Below are 18,815 nucleotides of genomic sequence, written 5' to 3' on the forward strand. Positions count from 1 at the left end.
GCTCAGGACGGGCAGCGCAGCTGCGCGATCTCGGGCAACTGCAAGGGGTTACGGACACTCGGCGAGCGCAGCTCGAAGGTGGCCTTCTTGCCGGCGAAATTGAAGGAAATCGCCATCCGTTCGGCCGACCCGCCTTCGCGCTTCGCGGCATCGACCATGCGGAACAGCGCCCATTGGCCATCGAAGGCATATTCAGGCGGTGCAACCAGCCGCTCGCCGACCATCCCGGCCAGGCGAATGCTTGCCGCCGGGCTGATGCTCGGCCAGTTCAGCCGGATCGCCGAGCCGCCGCCGCCAGTCATCCGCGTGACCTGGCCATCAACGGTGATCTGGACCTCGCTCAAGCCGTCTTCCAGACGGCTCAGCACCAGATCGGCGGTGACGCTCGGGTTCGGTCCTCCGGTCGGGAAAAACGCCTCGCGGATCACCGACGCGCGCTGGAACTGCGTCACCGTCGACTGCGGAAAACTCTCGACATTGCCGGCGAGCTTGATCGGTTTCCACTGCGAACCGGACGGGTCGTACAGCCCCTGCATCTTGTTTTTCAGGAAACTGTCGAAGGTGCCGTTCGGCGCAAACAGCCGCGCAAAGTCGGCCGGCGGCACTTCACGGGACTGGTTTTTCGCGAACGGATACCGCCCTTCGATGACCTGCGAACACGCGGACCCGACCTCGGCAGCGAGCTGCTTCTGGATGCTCTCCTGGGTGCCCGACGCGACCTGGCCGGAACTGCTGGAAATCAGGCCGGCGAGCAGCGTGTTGAGCGGCGGCGGCATGCGGTCGGCTTCGCCCTTGATGCGGGCGACGACCATCGCATCCGACGGCGGCGGCGCACCGCGCTTGATCGCATCCTCGGTCGCACGCAGCTGCAGCTCGTATTCACGCAGCACCTGCAGCGCGGCATCGAGCGGCGTCGCCGTGCCCGGTTGGGGCGGCAGCACCGCGCGGTGCAACTGTTCGAAATAGCGGTCGACCTGTGCTTCGGGTCGGTCCAGCGCGGTCGGTATCCGTGCACTGCCCGACTCGCCGAGCAGCCGGTCGACGGTATTCTTCACCGAGGTCGTCACGCGGTCGATCGCCTTTGACGCGGTCGCCTCGGCGGAGCGGTTTTCGCTGGTCGCCAGCTTGGTTTCGCGGGCAATCGCCGACAGCAGCGTCTTCAGCGGCGAATCGGGCGCCGACAGCAGCGTGATCGACTGGATGCTTTCCTGCAGATCGCGCGAGGGTTTCAGCATCAGGTCGCGCAGCAGCTCGTCCCAGACCTTGATGTAGGCGGCGAGGTAGAGGCGCTGCACTTCGGCCAGCGCGGTGACGGAGCGGTCGGCGCCCTGGTTGGCATATTTCGGACCAAGCACCCAGGCTTCCTCGTCGGCAAGCTGCTTGACCATCGCCGGTGCCTGCGCACGGAAGGTCTTGTCGTATCCGGCGATCGTGAACATCGCAGGCACCGGCTTGGTCAGCGGCGTGCCGCTGCGCCGGGCCAGCACCAGCGCGCCGGATGGCCCGGCCGCATGGTGGACCTGGAAATCGGGCACTGCCGCGCCGGGACCGAACAGCTGCAAGCGGGCAAAGGCGCGTTGCGCGAGCGACGCGCTGGCGAGCTGCGCGCGTACCGACTCGACCAGCGTCTTGTCGAGCGGCAGCGCCATCTCGACCGGTTGTTCGAGGGCCGTGCGCAGGTGAGCGCGCAGCGCCGCGCGGTCGGTCTCCTGCACCTCACGCGGGAAATTGCGCTCCCAGTCGGCCTCGACCAGCGCCAGCACCTCCTCGATGTTCAGGTGCTTCGGGTCGTACAGCATGATGTAGGTCTTCAGCACCTCGTAGCGGGCCTCCGGCGACGGCGCCTCACGCAGCAATCGCTCCAGACGCAACGCAACCCGCGGCATGAAGGCGTCGCGCAACAGATCGAGGTAGGACTGCCGGGCCGGCACGCCGAGCTTGTCGCCCTGGTACAGGCCCAGCCCCATCGTCAACGGCACATCGTCGTCGCGATGCGAATAACCGGTCGGCATCTCGCGCAGACCGTTCAGCGCCGCCAACGGCACCAGCACATCGCCCTGCAGCGGCTTCGGCAAGCTGGCGACCTGCTTGTTCAACTCAGCCGCACTCTGGCTGACCTCCGATATCAGCGCCTTGTTGCGCACGAAGCTGACGGTCCAGCCGGCGACCAGCAGCACCGCGAGCAGACCCATCGCCGCATAACCGGCAAACATCATCCGCGCGCGCCGGCGCTCGATCACCGCACTGCGCCCGCCGATGTCCGACTCGGCAAAAACCACCTCGCGCATCAGCCGGGTCAGGAAATAGCTGCGCCCCGATGCAGCGGCCGGCGGCAGCATCTGCCGCTCGAGGCCGTAGTTGCGCGAGATGTTGCCGAGCACGCGGTCGAACGGACTGCCTTCCTGCGTGCCGCTGGTGAAATAGACGCCACGCAGCATCGCCTCCTCGGCAAACGCCGTGCTCTGGAAGACCTCGTCGAGGAAGGATTTGACCAGGCTTTTCAAGCCGGCGAACTGCTGCGGGAACGTGAAGATGATCGAGCGCTTCTGCGGGTCGCGTTCCTCTTCCATCCGCGCGATCTGCCGCTCGTTGAGCCGCTGCACGAGCAGGTCGAATTCCGGCTCGAACTGGGCCAGCGCGGCCTGGCCGGCGCCTTGCGCCTGATACGGGAAGGTCATTCCCCAGGTCTGCGCCCTTGCCTCGCGGCCGAGGTCATTGAAAAATTCGGTGAAGCCGGCCAGCAAGTCGGCCTTCGTGACGACGATGTAGAGCGGGAAACGAACGCCGAGCGTCTGGTACAGCTCCTGGATCCGGGTGCGCACCGAACGCGCATATTCGGCACGCTCCTCCGGCGTCTGCACGAACAGGTCGGACACACTCAGCGTGATGATCGCGCCGTTCAGCGGCAGCTGCGGCCGGAACTTCTTCAGCAGGTTGAGAAACCCCTTCCACGCCGTCGCATCGACTTCGCGGTTGCTGCTCTGCGTCGTATAGCGGCCGGCGGTATCGAGCAGCACCGCTTCGTCGGTAAACCACCAATCGCAGTTGCGGGTGCCGCCGACACCTTTCACGGCGTCCTTGCCGAGCGATTCGGCAAGCGGGAATTTCAAGCCGGAGTTGATCAGCGCGGTCGTCTTGCCGGAGCCGGGCGCGCCGATGAACATGTACCACGGCAGCTGGTACAGGTAGTTGCGGCCGCCGCCGGCCTTGTCGTTGAAGCGCGCCTTGCGCAGCACGCTCATCGCCTGGTCGAAACGCTGCTTCAGCTCGGCAACCTCGCGTTGCGACATCGCGGCGGTCTCGGCCTCGCTGCCGCTGATCGCGTTCAGCATCTGCTTGTTGGCGCGCCAGGCCCGGTAGTACTTGATGCCTTCCCAGAGGGCGAAGCAGAAGATGATGAACAGGATCAGCCCGATCCGGGCCGCCGCCGACTCCAGCGGGCGGTAGTCGTAGAACGCGATCGCGTTGCCGGCAAACCAGATCAGCAGGCCGAGGATCAGCAGGCCGAGTACCGACAGTACCCAGCGGTTGGTAAAGAACCTTTTCAACTTAGCCCACATCGCTGGCGTCCTGGACAGGGTTGTTCGTCATCATGGAGCGACCGTCTTGCGCAGGAAGATCTCGACCCGACGGTTGCGCGAACGCCCTTCTGCGGTCGTGTTCGGCACCAGCGGCCGCGAATCGGCCACGCCCTCGACCTTGACCCGGCTCGGGTCCTTCACCGTCAGCAGCAGGCGGTCGGCCACCCCTCGAGCCCGCGCCACCGACAACTCGTAGTTCGACGGGAAACGCAGCCCGGTGGTCGGGACGTTGTCGGTATGGCCGGTCACGGTGACGAACCCCGGCACGTTGTTCAGTTCGTCGGCAATGCGCTCGAGCACCGGATTGAGCTTGGCATCGACGACGGCGCTGCCGCTGGCGAAGATGCTGTCGCCGCGCAGCACCACCTTCGCTTCCTTCGCATCCTCGAAAACCTCGAGCAGCCCTTGCTGGATCTCGGTCAGCAGCAGCGGCCGCAGCCGCGGGATGAACGGCGGCGGCGGTTCCAGCGGGCCGGCATTGGCGCGCTCCATGTTGCCGGGATCTGCGCGGATCGATGCGACGCTCGCGAACACCGGGTCGGAGGTCTTTGCCAGCAGCACGACATAAACGAAATAGAACACGAAGACGAACAGCGCCAGCAGCGCCAGCACGATCCACGGCGGAATGCGCCGCACCAAAGGCTTGGCCTTCTTCTGCAGGCCGAGCCAGTGCGGCGACAGGTCGCGGTCGAATTCACCACGCTCGCGCCGGATCACGTTGTATACGCGGTCGCGCAGTGCCTCGAGCTGCGACCGGCCGTTGTCGATCACGCGATAACGGCCCTCGAAGCCGAGCGCGATGCAGGTGTACATCAGCTCGATCAGATCGAGGTTGCGGCGCGGATCCTCGAGCGCCTTCTCGAGCAGCAGGAAAAACTTCTCGCCGCCGAAGCCTTCCTTGTGCAGCGTGATCAGCAGGCTCTGGTGCGACCAGCCGGAGTTCGCACCCCACGGCATCACCATCACCGTCTCGTCGATCATCGTGCACAGCGCATAACGCGCGATCAGGATGTGTTCGGCACTGCAGTTGGCGCGCCGCGCCGAGGCCTCGAATTCGGCCATTGCGCGCAGCAGGTAGTCGCGCAACGCCATCGGATTCTGGTGGTTCAGCGTGCGGCGGATCGTCGGCACCACGCTGAGCAGCACCGACGCGCTGGCGACCAGCGGATTGACGCCCACCTGCGGCGGCGCCTCGCCTGCCGGCGGCGCATACGCCTGCGCCGGCGGTGGCGGCACTGCCCCTGCCGGAGGCGGTGCGCCGGGCCGCCGCCCGCCCGGGCGCGGAATCATGATCGTCGAGTCGGCGTCTGGATCGGGAAAGAGCGGATCGGACATCGTTGCTCAGCCTTCGGCGCGGTTCACGCGCGGATTGCCCACAGTTCCATGTGCAGGCCGGGGAAATCCCCCGCGATATGCAGCGCCAGCAGCTTGCTCACCTCGAGCATCTTCCAGAATTCGCTGCGGCGATCGAGTTCGAAATAGGTGTAGCCGGCGTAGAACGGCAGCGCCGGGGGCGCCATCGGCAGCGGCTGCACGACGATGCCGGGCAGATGCGACATCACCATGTCGCGGATCTTTTCCGCCGGACCGATCTTGACCTCGCGCGGCAGGCGCTGCCGGATCGCCTCGCTGTTGATCTGTGCGTTGACGACGATGATGAACGACGCGGTGCGGATCAGTTCGAGATCCGGGATCGTTCCGGTATACAGGCCCTTCGCACGCTCCTGCAGCGGGATATTGATCGCATTCGGATTGATGACCTCGGTCAGCATGTCGCGGATGTCGATCAGCAAGGGCTCGAAGCTGCCGCGCAGATCGTCGTGACGATAGGCCGCATAGTCGGTGGCGCGTCGCTTGCGCCGCGCGGAGAAGGTCGCCAGTTCACCGGCGAGTTGCAGCAGTGCCGTGTACAGCGCTTCCGGATGCAGGGTTTCGCGCCGCGCCAGATGGGCCAGCCACGGATCGAAGCGGTTGGCGATCTGCAGCATCAGGAATTCGGAGATCTCGCCGACACCTTTCTGGGTCGACTGGTTCAGCCGGCCGGACAGGGTGTCGGCACGGTGCCGCACCAGGTTGCGCGACTCATCGAGAAAATCGCGCAGGTGCCGGTTCGTGCTGCACTCGAGCATCGGCGGGATGTAGGCATCGTCGAGCACGACCAGACCGGTGCTGCGCCGCTCGACGACCTTCGTCAGGCCCATCGTGCAGAAGGCGTCGCGCGGATCGCCTTCGACGACGTAGCGCAGGTTGATGCGGCCGAGTCGCATTGCAGCCGACTCCTGGGAACCGAGCACCGCATCGGTGACTTCATGGTCGGCACCGACATAACGCGCCAGCACCGACTGGCTGCTGGCTTCGACGGCAAATTCAGGCATGCCGTTGCGCCAGGCCGGCAGTGCCAGGTAGACGAATGCATCCTTCAGGTCGCTCGGCACCTCCAGCGGCGGCGGCGCCGGCGACTCCTGCGGAATCGAGAACGGCGTGCCATCGGGCAACACACCGGCGGCCTCCTTGATCGAGACACGGCCGATCTTCAAGGCCTCGTCGTCGAGCACCAGGCGGCTGAAGCCCCACGGATGTGCCATCGCGCCGGCAGTACGCGCCTGCACCAGCAATTCGACCGAGCGCTCCATCTGCTGGAAGTGCTGCGGACGGAGGAACAGACCCTCTGACCAAATGACGCGATTTCTGCTCATGCTCGTGATGGAAAGACCTTCAACGGATCAGCGAACGGCACGGACCGGCTTGCCATCCAGCGTGGCAAGCGGGCGGGGGACGAACTCACTCTAACACCGCGATGCCAGCCATCCAAGCCCGAGAATCGCGGCCGGCGGCGATTTCCGAAGCACCGCGGCAGCCTGCCGATCAAGGGCTTCGACCACCCCAGCGCGCCTTCAGCTGCGGCTCCTTCGAAGCAATGCTGCGCCAGGTCGCCAGCCTCGCGTGCGGCAGGCCGCGGTGGCTGACCAACGGCATCACACCGGACGCCGCGACCGCCTGTGCCTGCGCTTCGCTGATGAACAGTTCGGCGACCGCCTGCAGCCGCGGACTGTCGCCGCTGCGGTCGATGAATGCCGGCAGGTCTTGCAGTTCGACCGCCGACTCTTCTTGCAGTTGCCAGCCCGCTTCGCCATAAGCACTCGCCAGCAGCCCGGCAAGATCGAGCGCGGCAAGCCGCCATGGCAGTTGCGGCGCGGCCGCACCACCTGCGACCTCTTCGAACTCGAATGCCGACACCGGCTGCGACTTCGCACCATAAGGCAGACGTGACAGAACCGACGGCCAGACCAGACCGATGTGAGCGGCCACCCAGCTTGACCGCATGGCCTGCCACCGCGCCTGCGCGGCGCTGTCGACGTCGAGCGGATAAACGCCCTGCCACGCAGTCGGCGCATCGACCAGCGCCAACGTCGGCGCAGCCGATCCGAGCAGCACGGCACCTTCGCGTGCGGCCAGCGCACCGAGGCCGGCCAGCAGCGCCAGTTCGGCGGCGCTGGTGCCGAACTCGTACAGTGCGACCACCACCGCGTAACCCTCCGGCTGGCCTTCATGCATGCGGCGTGAGGCCAGGCTGCGGGCCAGCGGCGTGCTGCCGGCGTCACCCTGCACGGCGGCCAGGCTGCCGAGCATGTCGGCAGCGCTGGCATCCACCAGTTCGAGCAACACCTGGCCGTCCATCTCGACGCCGTGGATGAAGCGATCAACCGCCCGCCAATTGCCTTCCAGCGAGCGCCAGAACGGATCGCGCAGGATCGCACGCATCGTCTCGCCGATCGCCCGATCGACCGAATCGATCATTGGTTGCTGCAAATGCGAGGTAGCCGGCACGACAAATGGCGCGACGATGCCGCGCAGCAAGCGTTCGACGACCGCATCGGCCGACCCGGCAGGCGGAGCCTGCGTTGTTGGCACGGCATCCGGTGCTCTGCCGAGCAGCCGTTCCAGCGTCGCCGAATCGTCTTCGGCCGCTGGCCGCGCCGCTGCGCCACCGGCTGCCGCTGGTGCCGGCGCATTCGCCGCATCGTCGGCGCGCAGTTCGGCGGCAGCCTGTTCGAAGGTCGACGGGTCGGCCAGACGCCGGCGCAGATCACGCAACCTGGCAAACAGCGGCAAGCGCGCAAACAGCCGATCCGGCTCGAAGTCATCGAGGTCGTCAAAACCGATGCGGATCGGCGCGGCCGCGCCGCCGGGCAGCGTCAGGCGCAGTGCCGGCGCCAGGTGCCGCATCACGCCGTCGAAGCTGTCCAGATCGACCGCCCTCGGAACAAAGGTTGGTGCGGCCAGCTCATCGTCGCGCCGCGACGCGCGGCCGGAAAAATCGCCGACGACGAGGATGCGGAACAGCTGCCCGGATTCAACCGGTTGCGGCGACGAGCCGTCGGGCCGAGGCTTGCCGAAGTCGAAACTCATCTCGATGCCAGTCATGCGTTTGCTCCTGAATGCGGACCCGCTACGGACGCGCTGGCAACCGGCGGGCTCAACTCGCTTCGATGACCTCCGTCACCAATTGACCATCCGCGCGCGCGTAGATCCGGGCGCCTGCTCCGCCTTCGTTTTCGGCGACGAACATCTCGACCGGCCCGAAGAAGTCGGCCAGTTGCGGGCCCTGGCAGGTCGGCAGAAAGGCGTGCAGCACACGCGGGTCGTAATAGCGGAAATAGAGCCGACTGCGGTCGGGACCGTAGACCCGGACATGCTGGCGCAGGTGCCGCCACGCGTCGCCGAGGTCACCGGCGGTGATCACGAAGATGCCCCAGTTGTGTCCCCATCCCTGCTCGAACAGCCACTTCGTGAACGCTTCGCCCTCGTGCAGTTCGACCAGATAAGGCGCGACTTCGGCCATGTCCGGCTCGAGCCGCTGCGTGAACAGGCATTCGTATTCGAGGTCCGGATGGTCATCGAAGACGTCGAGCAGGTTCTCGTTCTGCGCGCCGTCGAGGATGACATAGAGGTGCTTGTCGGCCGCCTCGCGCCACAGTTTCGAACGTACGGATTCGGGAGTCATGGATTCGACGTTGCAGATGCCCGTTCGGAATGACAAGACATGCCCATCACGCAGCCCTAGGCGATGAGGTCGAACGATCGTACTGCCAAGCCGGCGATACGCAAAGGACGGACAAGGCGGCGCGCCTCAACAGTTGCACTCCTCGACGAACGGCCCGCCGCCGCCGGCGGCGACCTTGAATGCAGTGGCCTGGCCGCTGTAGGCAACGGGTTTGGTGCGCTTCTTCGGCGGCGGTGACTTTTCGCCACCGACGCTGGTCAGTGCAATCGCAGGGAGTTTGGGATCGGGAAGCGGGGTCGCCGGCACGGCATTGGCGGCTGTCGCCGACCCTCCGGAATTGATATTGACCATCGGCCCCTTGATGTCGACACCTCCGGGGTGAATCGAGACAAAGCTGCCGCCGACCTTCAGATCTATTTTCTGGGACCCGGTAAGGAAAATCTTTCCAGCTTTCAGCTGGATACTGTCACTTCCCTCAAGAAAAATGAGCGACGATTTGAGCGTGATCTGATCCGGCGCCTCGAGGAACATCGCCGCCTCGCTCACGACTGCGATATCCTGCTTGGCGCCAACCTCAATCATTCCGTCCTTCGATATCAGACGCATATCACCCTTGGATGTCAGGTGATATTCCTTGTCGGTGTAGGTATGGATATTTCCGCAGACGTGACTGTTGAAGACGCCGCCGATCCACTCCTTGTAGTTGTGCTTGACGCGGATATCCATCCACTTCTGCGCCTGGAAGAAGATCTGCTCCGACCCCTTGGTATCGTCGAAGCGCAGTTCGTTGAACTCGTCGGTGCCGCCGTTCGGATAACTGCGGGTCTTCATGCCGGTATACATCTTCTTCGACGGCATGTCGTACGGCGTCTGGTTGTCGCCGTTGTAGACGCGGCCGGTGACGATCGGCCGATCCGGGTCACCCTCCATGAATTCGACGATCACCTCCTGGCCGACCCTGGGAATGTTGATCGCGCCCCAGCCCTTGCCGGCCAGCGGGTTCGAGACGCGCACCCAGCATGAATCCTGGTCGGTGCCGGTGCTGTAGCGGTCCCAGTGGAATTGCAGCTTGACCCGGCCGAGCTGGTCGGTATAGATCTCCTCGCCGGCGGGGCCGACGACGATCGCGGTCTGCGGCCCGGCAATCGACGGCAGCGGCGTGATGCGCGGCGGCCGGAACTGCGTCGCCGCCGGGATCACGGTAAAGCTGCACTCGAATTCGCTGTGATGGCTGCCGCCGGTATCGACGAGGTTGTTGACGCCGGTGAAGTTGTGGGCAATGACGAGGTATTCCTTGTTCAGCTCATCCACCGGGTGATCGACGAGCTTGAACTTGAACCCCGGACGGATATTCCGGTCGACGCCGCCGCCGCGGCACAGCTCGTACTGGCAGTGCATCTCCTCCATGCGGATCGCGGCATATTTCTCGCCCCACGACGGCTCTTCGTATTCCCCCGGATAGTCGTAGATCTCGAAGCCGGCATTCTTGTGCGGCCGTTCCTTCGGCGAAACCTTCAGCAGACGCGTACCCGGTTTGTTGTAGTCGAAATCGTCGATCGCATAGGCGCCAGACTGGATTTCGGTATTCAGCACCCAGTTGCGCAGCGTTGCATCCTGCGCGCTTTCGGCAGAAAACCGCAGATTGGAGCGGCCCGGCGTCAACGGGTGCGAATTCGGCGTATCGATCAGCACCAGCTTGTGCTTGCCATCCTCGTGGGTGAAGTAGTAATAGATTCCGGCCTGCTCCATCAGGCGGTTGACGAAATTGAAGTCGGTTTCCCGGTATTGCACGTTGTAGTCGCGCGTTTCGCTTTCACCGGATACCTTGATCTCGACCGATTTGAGTTCCGACACCCGGTCGAATATCTCCTGGATCACGTCGAGAATCTTCTTCTGCTGGAAGATCGCACAGGTCGAGGTCCGGTTCAGAAACCACATCCAAGGGCTCAGCGTCAGCTGGTATTTGAAGCCGACGCCGGACTTGTAAGCCGCAGTACGCACCTGGCCCTGGAACGAGAACCGCGTCACATAGCCGTTGAAATAACGCGCATCGACGCCGCCGGGCAATTCCATCCCGACCGTGGCATTGGTACCGAGAATGTCCTTCGCCTTGTAGTCGCCGTGTTCGGATACCAGATCGAGGCGGTATTCGAACAGCCGCGAAAGTTCTTCCTTGCCGACGATGCGCTCGACGACAAATGCGTCCTTGCCCTTGACGGTGCCGATGCTCAGGAATCTGCTCATGGTGTGCTCCTCGCGGGAACTTCAGATGCGCTGCCCGCGGCGCCGGGCACGCGCACCGCGGTGACGATCCAGCCGGCGACCGGTACGTCGAGTTCGCTGCGCAGCGCCGTGTTCTGCAACGCGGCGACCGCAAAGCCGTGCCGACGCAATAGCCCGATGACATGGTCCCGGCCGTGTTTGTAGCGGCCGTTGATCTGCAGCTGGTAGCTGGTGTCGTGCTCGCTCGCGGCCTCGACGCTGAAGATCAGGTAGCCGTGCTCGCGCAGCGCCAGCCGGGCGGCGGCAAAAACATCGGCGAGGGCGCCGAAATAACACAGCGTATCGGCGCTGATGACGATGTCGCAGCTGGCCTCGGCATCGCGCAGGTAGGCGGTCAGTTCGGCCTGCACGAGTTCGTCGTAGATCTGCAGCGCCTTCGCCTTGCCGAGCATGCCCTGCGACAGGTCGATGCCGACCAGCCGGCCCACCATCGGCTTGACCAGCGGACCGCACAGCCCGGTGCCGCAGCCGGCGTCGAGCACATCGGGCGCACGCCCGAAGACAGGCGCCACCGCGGCGAGTGCATTGGCAACCAATTGCGGCGCACGGTAGTTGAGCATCGACAGCTTGCGATCGAAGCTGTCGGCGAACTCGTCGAAAACCTCGGCGACATAGTCGTCTGCCGCGCGCTCCGGCGTTGCCAGCGCGCCAACCGCACCGAGCAGATGCCGGACCTCGGGATCGTCCGGATCCTTCTCGTGCCAATCGCGCAGCGCCTGCGCGGCATGTTCGAGTTCACCGAGTTCGTAATAGCAGAAGCACAGGCTTTGCCGGGCCAGCGACAAATCAGGATCGATCTCGAGTGCCCGCAAAGAATGCTCGACCGACTCCTGGCGGCGGCCGTCGAGTCGCAGCATGCGCGCATAGTTCTGGTGCAGGTCGGCACGTTGAGGAGCGATGGCCAAGCCGCGGCGGAAGATCGCATCGCTTTCTTCCACCCGGTCGCAGTGCAGGTAGGCCAGACCCAGGTTGTTGCAGGCGTCGGCCGATGCCGGATCGAGCTCGATTGCATGCAGCAGCGGCGCAATCGCCTGCTGGTGGCGATCATTTTCGATCAGGATGTTGCCCAGGTTCAGCCACGGCTCGGGTGCGCCTGGCAGCAGCTCGGTGATGCGGCGGAGGATGTCGATCGCCTCCGAACTGCGGCCCTGCCGGTGGCGCAGCATGCTCAGCAGATTCAGCGTATTCGGTTCATCGGGCTTCTGGCGAAGAATCTGCATCAACACCGTCTCGACGGCGTCGAGCCGGCCTTCGCGCAGCCACGCAACCGATTGTTCGAGCGCCTGCTGAACCGTCATCCGGACTTCATCGGCTGTTGTGCCCGCGTCGCTGTCGATCGATCCCGCCATCGGTTTCTCCTTCGCTGATGCTGGGCCGCGCCGCTACACGCGCCCGTCGTCTCCCTGCTCCACCGGTTCGCTGGATTGCGCGGTCACGATCCAGCCGTGCACCGGCAGCTCGTTTTCATTGCGCAGCACCTGCCGGTCGAGCGCAAGAATGTCAAAGCCGCTGCTTGCCACTACCCGCTCGACATAGGCGCGCGAGTGGCTGTAGCGCCCGTGGGGGTGCAGCAGGTACGGCGAAGCGCCGTCGTCCAGGGCCTCGAGCGAAAAAAGCAGCAGGCCACGCCTGCCCAGCGCATCCCGCGCAGCCAGCAGCACCTGCTCGAGGGCGCCGAAATAACAAAGCGTGTCAGCGCTGACGATGGCATCGAAACCCGCCGGCGAACGGCGCAGGAAGGCAGTCAATTCGTCGCGTTCGAGCCGGTCATAGTCGCCGCGTGCGGCGGCCTTGTCGAGCATGGCCTGCGACAGGTCGACGCCGACCAGCCGGCCACGGTATCTGTGCAGGAACTCAGCACACAGGCCGGTGCCGCAGCCAGCATCGAGCATCGTCGGCTGTTCCGGCAGCCGCGTCGCAACCGCTTCGAGCGCGCGCTGCAGATGCTGCGGCGCCCGGTAGTCGAGTGTCCGCAGCTTTTGCTCGAAGCTGGCGGCAAAGTCGTCGAACACCTCACGGACATAGTCGTCGGAAGCCCGTTCCGGCGTCGCCGCGACACCAAGACCGGCCAGCAGGTGCGCCGGCCGCGCGGTATGCGGATCGATCGCCTGCCATTGCTGCAGGTTGGCCACCGCGGCGTCACGATCACCGAGCGCGAGATGGCACGAGGTGATCATTTCCCGCATCGGGGCCAGCGCCGGCTCGGCGGCGATCACCAGCGCGCAGTGAACCAGCGACTCTTCATGGCGGCGCTGCAGGAACAGCATCCGCGCGAAGTTGTAGTGCAGATCCCGGTTGTCGCCGTCGATCGCCAGTCCGGCGCGGAAGGCCGACTCGCTGTCGCTGAAGCGCGCCAGCTTCATTGCCGCCAGGCCGAGCTTGTTGTAGACGGCGGCGCTGTGGTGGCCGAGCTGAAGCAGGGCCCGGCAGGCCGCCGCCAACTGCTCGAAACGTTCGAGCTCGAACAACACCTGGGCCAGGCTGAGGCGACGCTGCGGATCCTGCGGCTCGGCCACGATCGCCCGTTCCAGCCAGCCAACCGCTTCGTCGAACCGGCGCTGTTGCTGGCGAACCAGGCCCTGGTTGTACAGCAGTTGGCCGTCGTGCGGCGCGATCTCCAGGCCGCTGCGCAATGCCGAGTCGGCATCGTCCAGCCTGCCCGAGCGCAGGCCGAGCACCGCGAGGCTGTTCCAGCCGGCGACCGACCCGCGGTCGAGCTCGAGCGCACGGCGCAATGATGTCGCCGCGTCGTCGAATTGCCCGGCTTCGATCTGGATCGTTGCGAGATCGGTCCAGGCGCCGGCCTGCGCCGGCAGCAATTCGGTCAGGCGGGCGAATACCGGCACCGCCTGATCGCTGCGGCCCTGGCCGTGCAGGGCCATGCCGAGCAATTGCAGCACGTGGGGCTCGTCCGGAATCTGGCCGAGGATGCTGCTGCACAGATCCTGCGCCTGCCCGAACTGCTGTGCGGCCAGCAGTTGCCGGACATGCCCGATCGCCTGCGCGAGCGACACCTGGGGCTGCGCTTGCGGCCGGTCGCGGGTCGGCAGATCGGTCTGCATCAAGTTGTCCCTCCGGCTGGCTCGTCGCCCGGCGAACCGCCGACCGCCTGGATCTTGCGCACCAGCCGCGACGCCCAGCCCTCGCGGGCGACCGCCGCGCGCATCAGGATCACCGACACGTTGTCCTTGCCGCCGTTCTGATTGGCGCGGCTGATCAAGGTCGCGCACTTGCCCGACAGATCGCCGTCGCCTTTCAGCAGGCCTTCGATCTCGGCATCGTCGAGCATGTCGCTCAGGCCGTCAGAGCAGAGCAGGAACAGGTCGCCGGGCGCCACGTCGTGGTCGTGCACCTCGAGGTCGATCTCGTCGTCGATGCCGAGCGCGCGGGTGACGATATTCTTGAACCGCGTGTCGAGCAGCGCGTCGATCTGCAGCGAGCCCTGCGCGATCTGCTCGTCGACCCAGCAGTGGTCGCGCGTCAGCTGCTCGAGCCGGCCGTCGCGGAACCGATAGGCACGCGAATCACCGAGGTGGCCGACGAAGATCCGGCCGGCCGTCATCACCGCCAGCACCAGCGTCGCCCCCATGCCTTCCTGGTCCGGTTCGCGCTTGGCCGACTTCAGGATGCTCGCATTGGCCCGCTGCGCGGCAAACCTCATGTCCTCGGTCAGCGACGGGCCGCTGCTTTGCGGCGCATTCATGTCCAGGTGCGGCAGCGCCGATTCGAGTTCGGCACGGATTTCGTCGATCGCCAGCCGGCTCGCAACCTCGCCGGCCGCATAACCTCCCATGCCGTCGGCGAGCACGGCAAAACCCATTGCCGGATCGGCGTAGACGGCGTCCTCGTTGCCCGAACGAACCATGCCCTTGTCGGTGGCGCAGACGATTTCGCAACGGTCCATCATCCGCCCCCGGCGCAGGCAGGCGCAAACAGACGGTGCCGGGCGGCGGCAGGTTTGCCCATCACGAACCGTCGCGGTCCGGCCAACATGCCTGGGTGCCTCATTCCTGTCCCTCCTCGGCAGCTTGACGTTGCTAGTTTGGTAGAAGACGCGCGTTCCGATGCACCGGCAGGCGCTCGAATCGATCAATCGTGTCGACTAATACCGTTGCGGCTCGCTTCCTCGTGGCGCGGTCAGCGCTTCTTCTTCAATTTCTTGCTCTGATCGGAGTAGGCCCGCGAAAACTCCTGGTTCAGCAGGCGATCGAAATGGTCTTCGGCTTCGTGCTGCAGCTGCGCATACATGTCGAGGAAGCGCTCCCACAAACGCGACTTGTGCAGCGCCGGCAGCACGTTCTCGAGCGCTCCGGTCTTCTTGATCCGGCCTTCGATGACTTCCGGTGAAAACATCTTCAGCGCCGCCAGCAGCGCCGCCCGGGTGCCGGCCATCACCGCCATCTCGTGCGCACAGATGTCCCAGATCGTGTCCTCGACCGCCTTTGTCGGCGGCATGAACAGCCGGTTGCCGTGTTGACGCCGATCGACCAGATAGGCGATCGCGTCGCGCGGCGTATCGGCGTGTTTCAGCGGATTGTTCTCGCGCGACGCGATCATCGTGCGGTCCTCGATGTGCAGTTCGCTTTTCAATTGCGAACGCATCTCGAGCATGCGGAACAGGCCGTCGGTCGACATCCGAAGCAACTCACCGACCAGGCGGATCGTCTGCTCCGGGTCGGCATTGTCGAGATCTCCCGGCTGCAGCCCGAGCCCGTCGGCCAGCGCCTGCATCAGTTGCTGCGTTTGCAGCTGCGACGCTGCTCCCGCCGCCGGTGGCAACACGGCAGCGGCAGGCAGCGGCGCGGCCATCGGCGGCACGGCCGGCGTCTGTGCTGCCGCGCCCGGCGGCAGTTGCCGCGCCGCCTGGCCCGGATCCGGCACCGGCCCTGGCTGGCCGGCTGCGGCCGGCGCCAGCGGTGCAATCGGCGCGATCGGGACCCCCGAGGCCGGCACGACCGGCGGCGCGATCGGCGCACCGGGCGGTGCAATCGGAGCAACCGGCGCTGCGATTGGCGCTGCCGGCGGTGGTGGCGGCTGGACCGGCGGTTCGGGCTTCGGCGGCACCACGGCCGGCGGCGGCGGTGGCGCGCCGAACTCCTGCTCGAGCGCCTTGAAGATGTCGTCGTCGGGAAATTGCGGTGGCGCCGGTTGCGGTGCGGCAGCCGGTGTCGGGCTCGGCGCTGGCGGACGCGTCGCCGGTGTCAGCGGGATGTCGAGCGGCGACGCCCGGTACAGATCGGCGCCCGCATCGCCCAGCGGATCGGTCGCCGGGGCCGGGTCGGTCGTGCCGCCGAGCCCGAGAAAATCGTCGAGCCGGTGGTCAACCGGCGCGGACGTCGACTGCGCCGGTGCTGGCGGCGGCGCGGCCGGCTTGTTGTCCTTCAGCAATTCGTTGAACGACGAGTTTTCCGGCGTCGGATTGAAGAAGTCGTCGAGCTCCGAAGCGCCGCCTTGCGGCGCCGGCGCGGCCGCAGGAGCGGGGCTCTGGAACCAGTCCGGTACCGCTGGCGGCGGCGGCGCTGCCTTGACTGCATTGGCGCTCAGGCTGTCGAAGACATCGAAGGGATTGGCCGTTGGCGACGCCGATGCCGGCTCGGCGAACGGCGACGGCGCAGCGGCATCAGCAGCGCCAGCCGTGATGTCGGCCTGCAACAGGTATTCGCCGATCAGGATCTGGTCCCCGTCCTTCAGATTGACCGCCTCGCCGGGGCCGACGACGGCATCGTTAACGAGCAGGCTGTTGACCTTGGAGACGACCTTGATCGCAAAGGCATCGTTGCGCAGCCGGATCTCGGCATGCTCACGGGAGATGTGCCGATTCGGATCCGGCAGGATCAGCTTGCACGGCGGGCTGCGCCCGATGCGTCCACCAGCGGCGTCGAACTGCGCATGAATATTCTGCGGATTGTCGGGTGGCGGACAGCTCAGGGTTCGGATCGTCAGCAGCATCGGAGTCCAGGGCGATATGAAAAATCATTATCAGCCGAGTGGCCTACCGTGTCATGTTTTGGCTGTCGGCGTCAAGTCGGCGCGGTCTGACAGGCGCCAACTCGCCGTATGTCACATGCAAAGCGGCAATGCCCCCAGGCATGGCCCGCCGACGGCGCCCCGAGGCAGCTCGCCATAGAATATCGGGTTGCCCCGATCGGGCCCCACAGCCACTGGATCTACACCATGTACCGCTGTTTCGCGATCGCAGCCACCGTCTTGTGTCTGCATGCGCCTTCGCTGGCCCAGGTCCAGCGCCTTTTTCCGCCTGATGCGCTGCGTGGCGAGATCGTCGTCCAGGCGCCGCCGGCTGTCCTGTTGAACGGCAACGAGGCCCGGCTTGCGCCGGGCGCCCGCATCCGCGGCGAAGACAACCTGCTGAAGATGTCGACGACGCTGATCGGCAGCCGGTTGACGGTCAACTACACGATCGATACCTACGGGCTGGTTCGCGATGTCTGGATCCTGCGGCCCGAGGAAGTCCGCAAGCGGCCGTGGCCACGCACGATGGCCGAGGCCAGAGCCTGGCAGTTCAACCCCACCGAGCAGAGCTGGAGCAAGCCATGAGCGGGCCGACGACGGACAACCCGAAAAAGGTCTTCATCAAGACATTTGGCTGCCAGATGAACGAGTACGACTCCGACAAGATGGTGGACGTACTGCATGCGGCGGATGGCTACGAGATCACGACCGACGTCGAGCAGGCCGATCTGGTGCTGTTCAACACCTGCTCGGTGCGCGAAAAGGCGCAGGAGAAGGTTTTCAGCGACCTCGGCCGCGTCAAGCACCTGAAGGACAAGGGCGTGCTGATCGGCGTCGGCGGCTGCGTCGCCAGCCAGGAGGGCGCAGCGATCGTCTCGCGCGCGCCATATGTCGACGTCGTGTTCGGCCCGCAGACGCTGCACCGGCTGCCCGAGCTGATCCACCGCCGGCGTCTCGAGCAGCGCCCGCAGGTCGACATCAGCTTTCCGGAGATCGAGAAATTCGACCACCTGCCGCCGGCGCGCAAGCAGGGTGCGAGCGCATTTGTCTCGATCATGGAAGGCTGCTCCAAATACTGCAGCTACTGCGTCGTGCCGTATACCCGCGGCGAGGAAGTCTCGCGGCCGTTCGACGACGTGCTGGTCGAGGTGGCCGAGCTCGCCGAGCAGGGCGTCAAGGAAGTCACGCTGCTTGGCCAGAACGTCAACGGCTACCGCGGCACGATGGGCGACAGCGCCGAGATTGCCGACTTCGCGCTGCTGCTCGACTATGTCGCCGAGATTCCGGGGATCGAGCGCATCCGCTACACCACCAGCCATCCGAACGAATTCGGCCAGCGGCTGATCGATGCCTACGCGCGGCTGCCGAAGCTCGTCAACCATGTGCACCTGCCGGTCCAGCATGGCAGCGATCGCATCCTGATGGCGATGAAGCGTGGTTATTCGGTGATGGAGTTCAAGAGCACGATCCGCAAGCTGCGCCAGATCCGGCCGGACATCAGCGTGTCGAGCGATTTCATCGTCGGCTTTCCCGGCGAGACCGATGCCGATTTCGCGAAGCTGATGCAGCTCGTCGACGAGATCGGCTTCGACAACAGCTTCAGCTTCGTGTTCAGTGCACGGCCCGGCACGCCGGCGGCTTCGCTGGCCGACGAGACGCCGCAGCAAGTCAAGCTGCAGCGGCTGCAGCAGCTGCAGGCGACGATTGACGCCAACGCGCAGCAGATCAGCCGCTCGATGGTCGGTTCGGTGCAGCGCATCCTCGTCGAAGGGCCGTCGCGCAAGGTCAATGGCGACATCGCCGAGCTGATGGGCCGCACCGAAAACAACCGCATCGTCAATTTCCCGGCCGGCGCACTGTCGGCGCGGCTGACCGGGCAGCTGATCGATGTTCAAATCACCGAAGCGCGCCCGCACTCGATGCGCGGCGAACTGATCGTCGACCGGGAACTGGTCGCATGAGTGCGCGCGCTGCCG

12 protein-coding genes are annotated in these 18,815 nt (G+C 65.5%); 2 read left to right on the plus strand and 10 right to left on the minus strand.

From position 1 onward, the window contains the following. Positions 1-2 precede the first annotated feature (2 nt). The 10 genes from tssM to tagH all read right to left on the minus strand — a co-directional run bounded on the left by tssM (position 3) and on the right by tagH (position 16,818). On the minus strand, positions 3-3,548 hold the full coding sequence (gene tssM / locus ACNH6H_RS06670) for a type VI secretion system membrane subunit TssM (protein ID WP_418316679.1): 3,546 nt from the start codon (positions 3,546-3,548) through the stop codon (positions 3-5). 42 nt (positions 3,549-3,590) lie between these two features. Continuing rightward, the gene (gene icmH / locus ACNH6H_RS06675) at positions 3,591-4,916 is read right to left on the minus strand and encodes a type IVB secretion system protein IcmH/DotU (RefSeq protein ID WP_418316680.1); all 1,326 of its coding nucleotides are present in this window, start codon (positions 4,914-4,916) and stop codon (positions 3,591-3,593) included. Positions 4,917-4,939: 23 nt separating this feature from the next. Beyond that, a complete protein-coding gene (gene tssK, locus ACNH6H_RS06680) occupies positions 4,940-6,277 on the minus strand; it encodes a type VI secretion system baseplate subunit TssK (RefSeq protein WP_418316682.1) in 1,338 nt (445 codons plus the stop codon). Positions 6,278-6,446: 169 nt separating this feature from the next. After that, positions 6,447-8,006: a type VI secretion system contractile sheath domain-containing protein gene (locus tag ACNH6H_RS06685; protein ID WP_418316684.1), complete on the minus strand. Its 1,560-nt coding sequence runs from the start codon at positions 8,004-8,006 to the stop codon at positions 6,447-6,449. 52 nt (positions 8,007-8,058) lie between these two features. After that, positions 8,059-8,586, minus strand: coding sequence for a DUF4123 domain-containing protein (locus ACNH6H_RS06690; RefSeq protein ID WP_418316686.1), 528 nt, complete (start codon positions 8,584-8,586; stop codon positions 8,059-8,061). Positions 8,587-8,712: 126 nt separating this feature from the next. After that, positions 8,713-10,830, minus strand: coding sequence for a type VI secretion system Vgr family protein (locus tag ACNH6H_RS06695; RefSeq protein WP_418316688.1), 2,118 nt, complete (start codon positions 10,828-10,830; stop codon positions 8,713-8,715). Beyond that, positions 10,827-12,218 carry a tetratricopeptide repeat protein gene (locus ACNH6H_RS06700; protein ID WP_418316689.1) on the minus strand — a complete coding sequence of 464 codons (1,392 nt, stop codon included), beginning with the start codon at positions 12,216-12,218 and terminating at the stop codon, positions 10,827-10,829. Before ACNH6H_RS06700 ends, ACNH6H_RS06695 begins: the two co-directional genes overlap by 4 nt. A gap of 33 nt (positions 12,219-12,251) precedes the next feature. Next, positions 12,252-13,931 carry a tetratricopeptide repeat protein gene (locus tag ACNH6H_RS06705; protein WP_418316690.1) on the minus strand — a complete coding sequence of 560 codons (1,680 nt, stop codon included), beginning with the start codon at positions 13,929-13,931 and terminating at the stop codon, positions 12,252-12,254. Next, positions 13,931-14,773 (minus strand): PP2C family protein-serine/threonine phosphatase, encoded by an 843-nt coding sequence (locus tag ACNH6H_RS06710; protein WP_418316691.1) that lies wholly within the window; start codon positions 14,771-14,773, stop codon positions 13,931-13,933. Before ACNH6H_RS06710 ends, ACNH6H_RS06705 begins: the two co-directional genes overlap by 1 nt. A gap of 233 nt (positions 14,774-15,006) precedes the next feature. Next, positions 15,007-16,818 carry a type VI secretion system-associated FHA domain protein TagH gene (gene tagH, locus ACNH6H_RS06715; RefSeq protein ID WP_418316692.1) on the minus strand — a complete coding sequence of 604 codons (1,812 nt, stop codon included), beginning with the start codon at positions 16,816-16,818 and terminating at the stop codon, positions 15,007-15,009. Between the two features lie 225 nt (positions 16,819-17,043). Between tagH and ACNH6H_RS06720 the strand changes: the two genes are divergently transcribed. Then, on the plus strand, positions 17,044-17,424 hold the full coding sequence (locus ACNH6H_RS06720; RefSeq protein ID WP_418316694.1) for a hypothetical protein: 381 nt from the start codon (positions 17,044-17,046) through the stop codon (positions 17,422-17,424). Continuing rightward, positions 17,421-18,800 (plus strand): tRNA (N6-isopentenyl adenosine(37)-C2)-methylthiotransferase MiaB, encoded by a 1,380-nt coding sequence (gene miaB / locus ACNH6H_RS06725; protein WP_418316696.1) that lies wholly within the window; start codon positions 17,421-17,423, stop codon positions 18,798-18,800. Before ACNH6H_RS06720 ends, miaB begins: the two co-directional genes overlap by 4 nt. The last annotated feature ends 15 nt before the right edge of the window (positions 18,801-18,815 follow it).

The organism is Pseudideonella sakaiensis (genome assembly GCF_048320135.1).
GTDB classification, from domain to species: Bacteria; Pseudomonadota; Gammaproteobacteria; order Burkholderiales; family Burkholderiaceae_C; genus Ideonella_A; species Ideonella_A sakaiensis_A.

What these genes read in the sequence shown, in the direction of transcription:
- ACNH6H_RS06690 (WP_418316686.1), bottom strand. Translation starts at nt 8,586, where the DNA reads ATGACTCCCGAATCCGTACGTTCGAAACTGTGGCGCGAGGCGGCCGAC.
- ACNH6H_RS06685 (WP_418316684.1), bottom strand. Translation starts at nt 8,006, where the DNA reads ATGACTGGCATCGAGATGAGTTTCGACTTCGGCAAGCCTCGGCCCGAC.
- tagH (WP_418316692.1), bottom strand. Translation starts at nt 16,818, where the DNA reads ATGCTGCTGACGATCCGAACCCTGAGCTGTCCGCCACCCGACAATCCG.
- tssK (WP_418316682.1), bottom strand. Translation starts at nt 6,277, where the DNA reads ATGAGCAGAAATCGCGTCATTTGGTCAGAGGGTCTGTTCCTCCGTCCG.
- icmH (WP_418316680.1), bottom strand. Translation starts at nt 4,916, where the DNA reads ATGTCCGATCCGCTCTTTCCCGATCCAGACGCCGACTCGACGATCATG.
- ACNH6H_RS06695 (WP_418316688.1), bottom strand. Translation starts at nt 10,830, where the DNA reads ATGAGCAGATTCCTGAGCATCGGCACCGTCAAGGGCAAGGACGCATTT.
- miaB (WP_418316696.1), top strand. Translation starts at nt 17,421, where the DNA reads ATGAGCGGGCCGACGACGGACAACCCGAAAAAGGTCTTCATCAAGACA.
- ACNH6H_RS06705 (WP_418316690.1), bottom strand. Translation starts at nt 13,931, where the DNA reads ATGCAGACCGATCTGCCGACCCGCGACCGGCCGCAAGCGCAGCCCCAG.
- ACNH6H_RS06710 (WP_418316691.1), bottom strand. Translation starts at nt 14,773, where the DNA reads ATGGACCGTTGCGAAATCGTCTGCGCCACCGACAAGGGCATGGTTCGT.
- ACNH6H_RS06700 (WP_418316689.1), bottom strand. Translation starts at nt 12,218, where the DNA reads ATGGCGGGATCGATCGACAGCGACGCGGGCACAACAGCCGATGAAGTC.
- ACNH6H_RS06720 (WP_418316694.1), top strand. Translation starts at nt 17,044, where the DNA reads ATGTACCGCTGTTTCGCGATCGCAGCCACCGTCTTGTGTCTGCATGCG.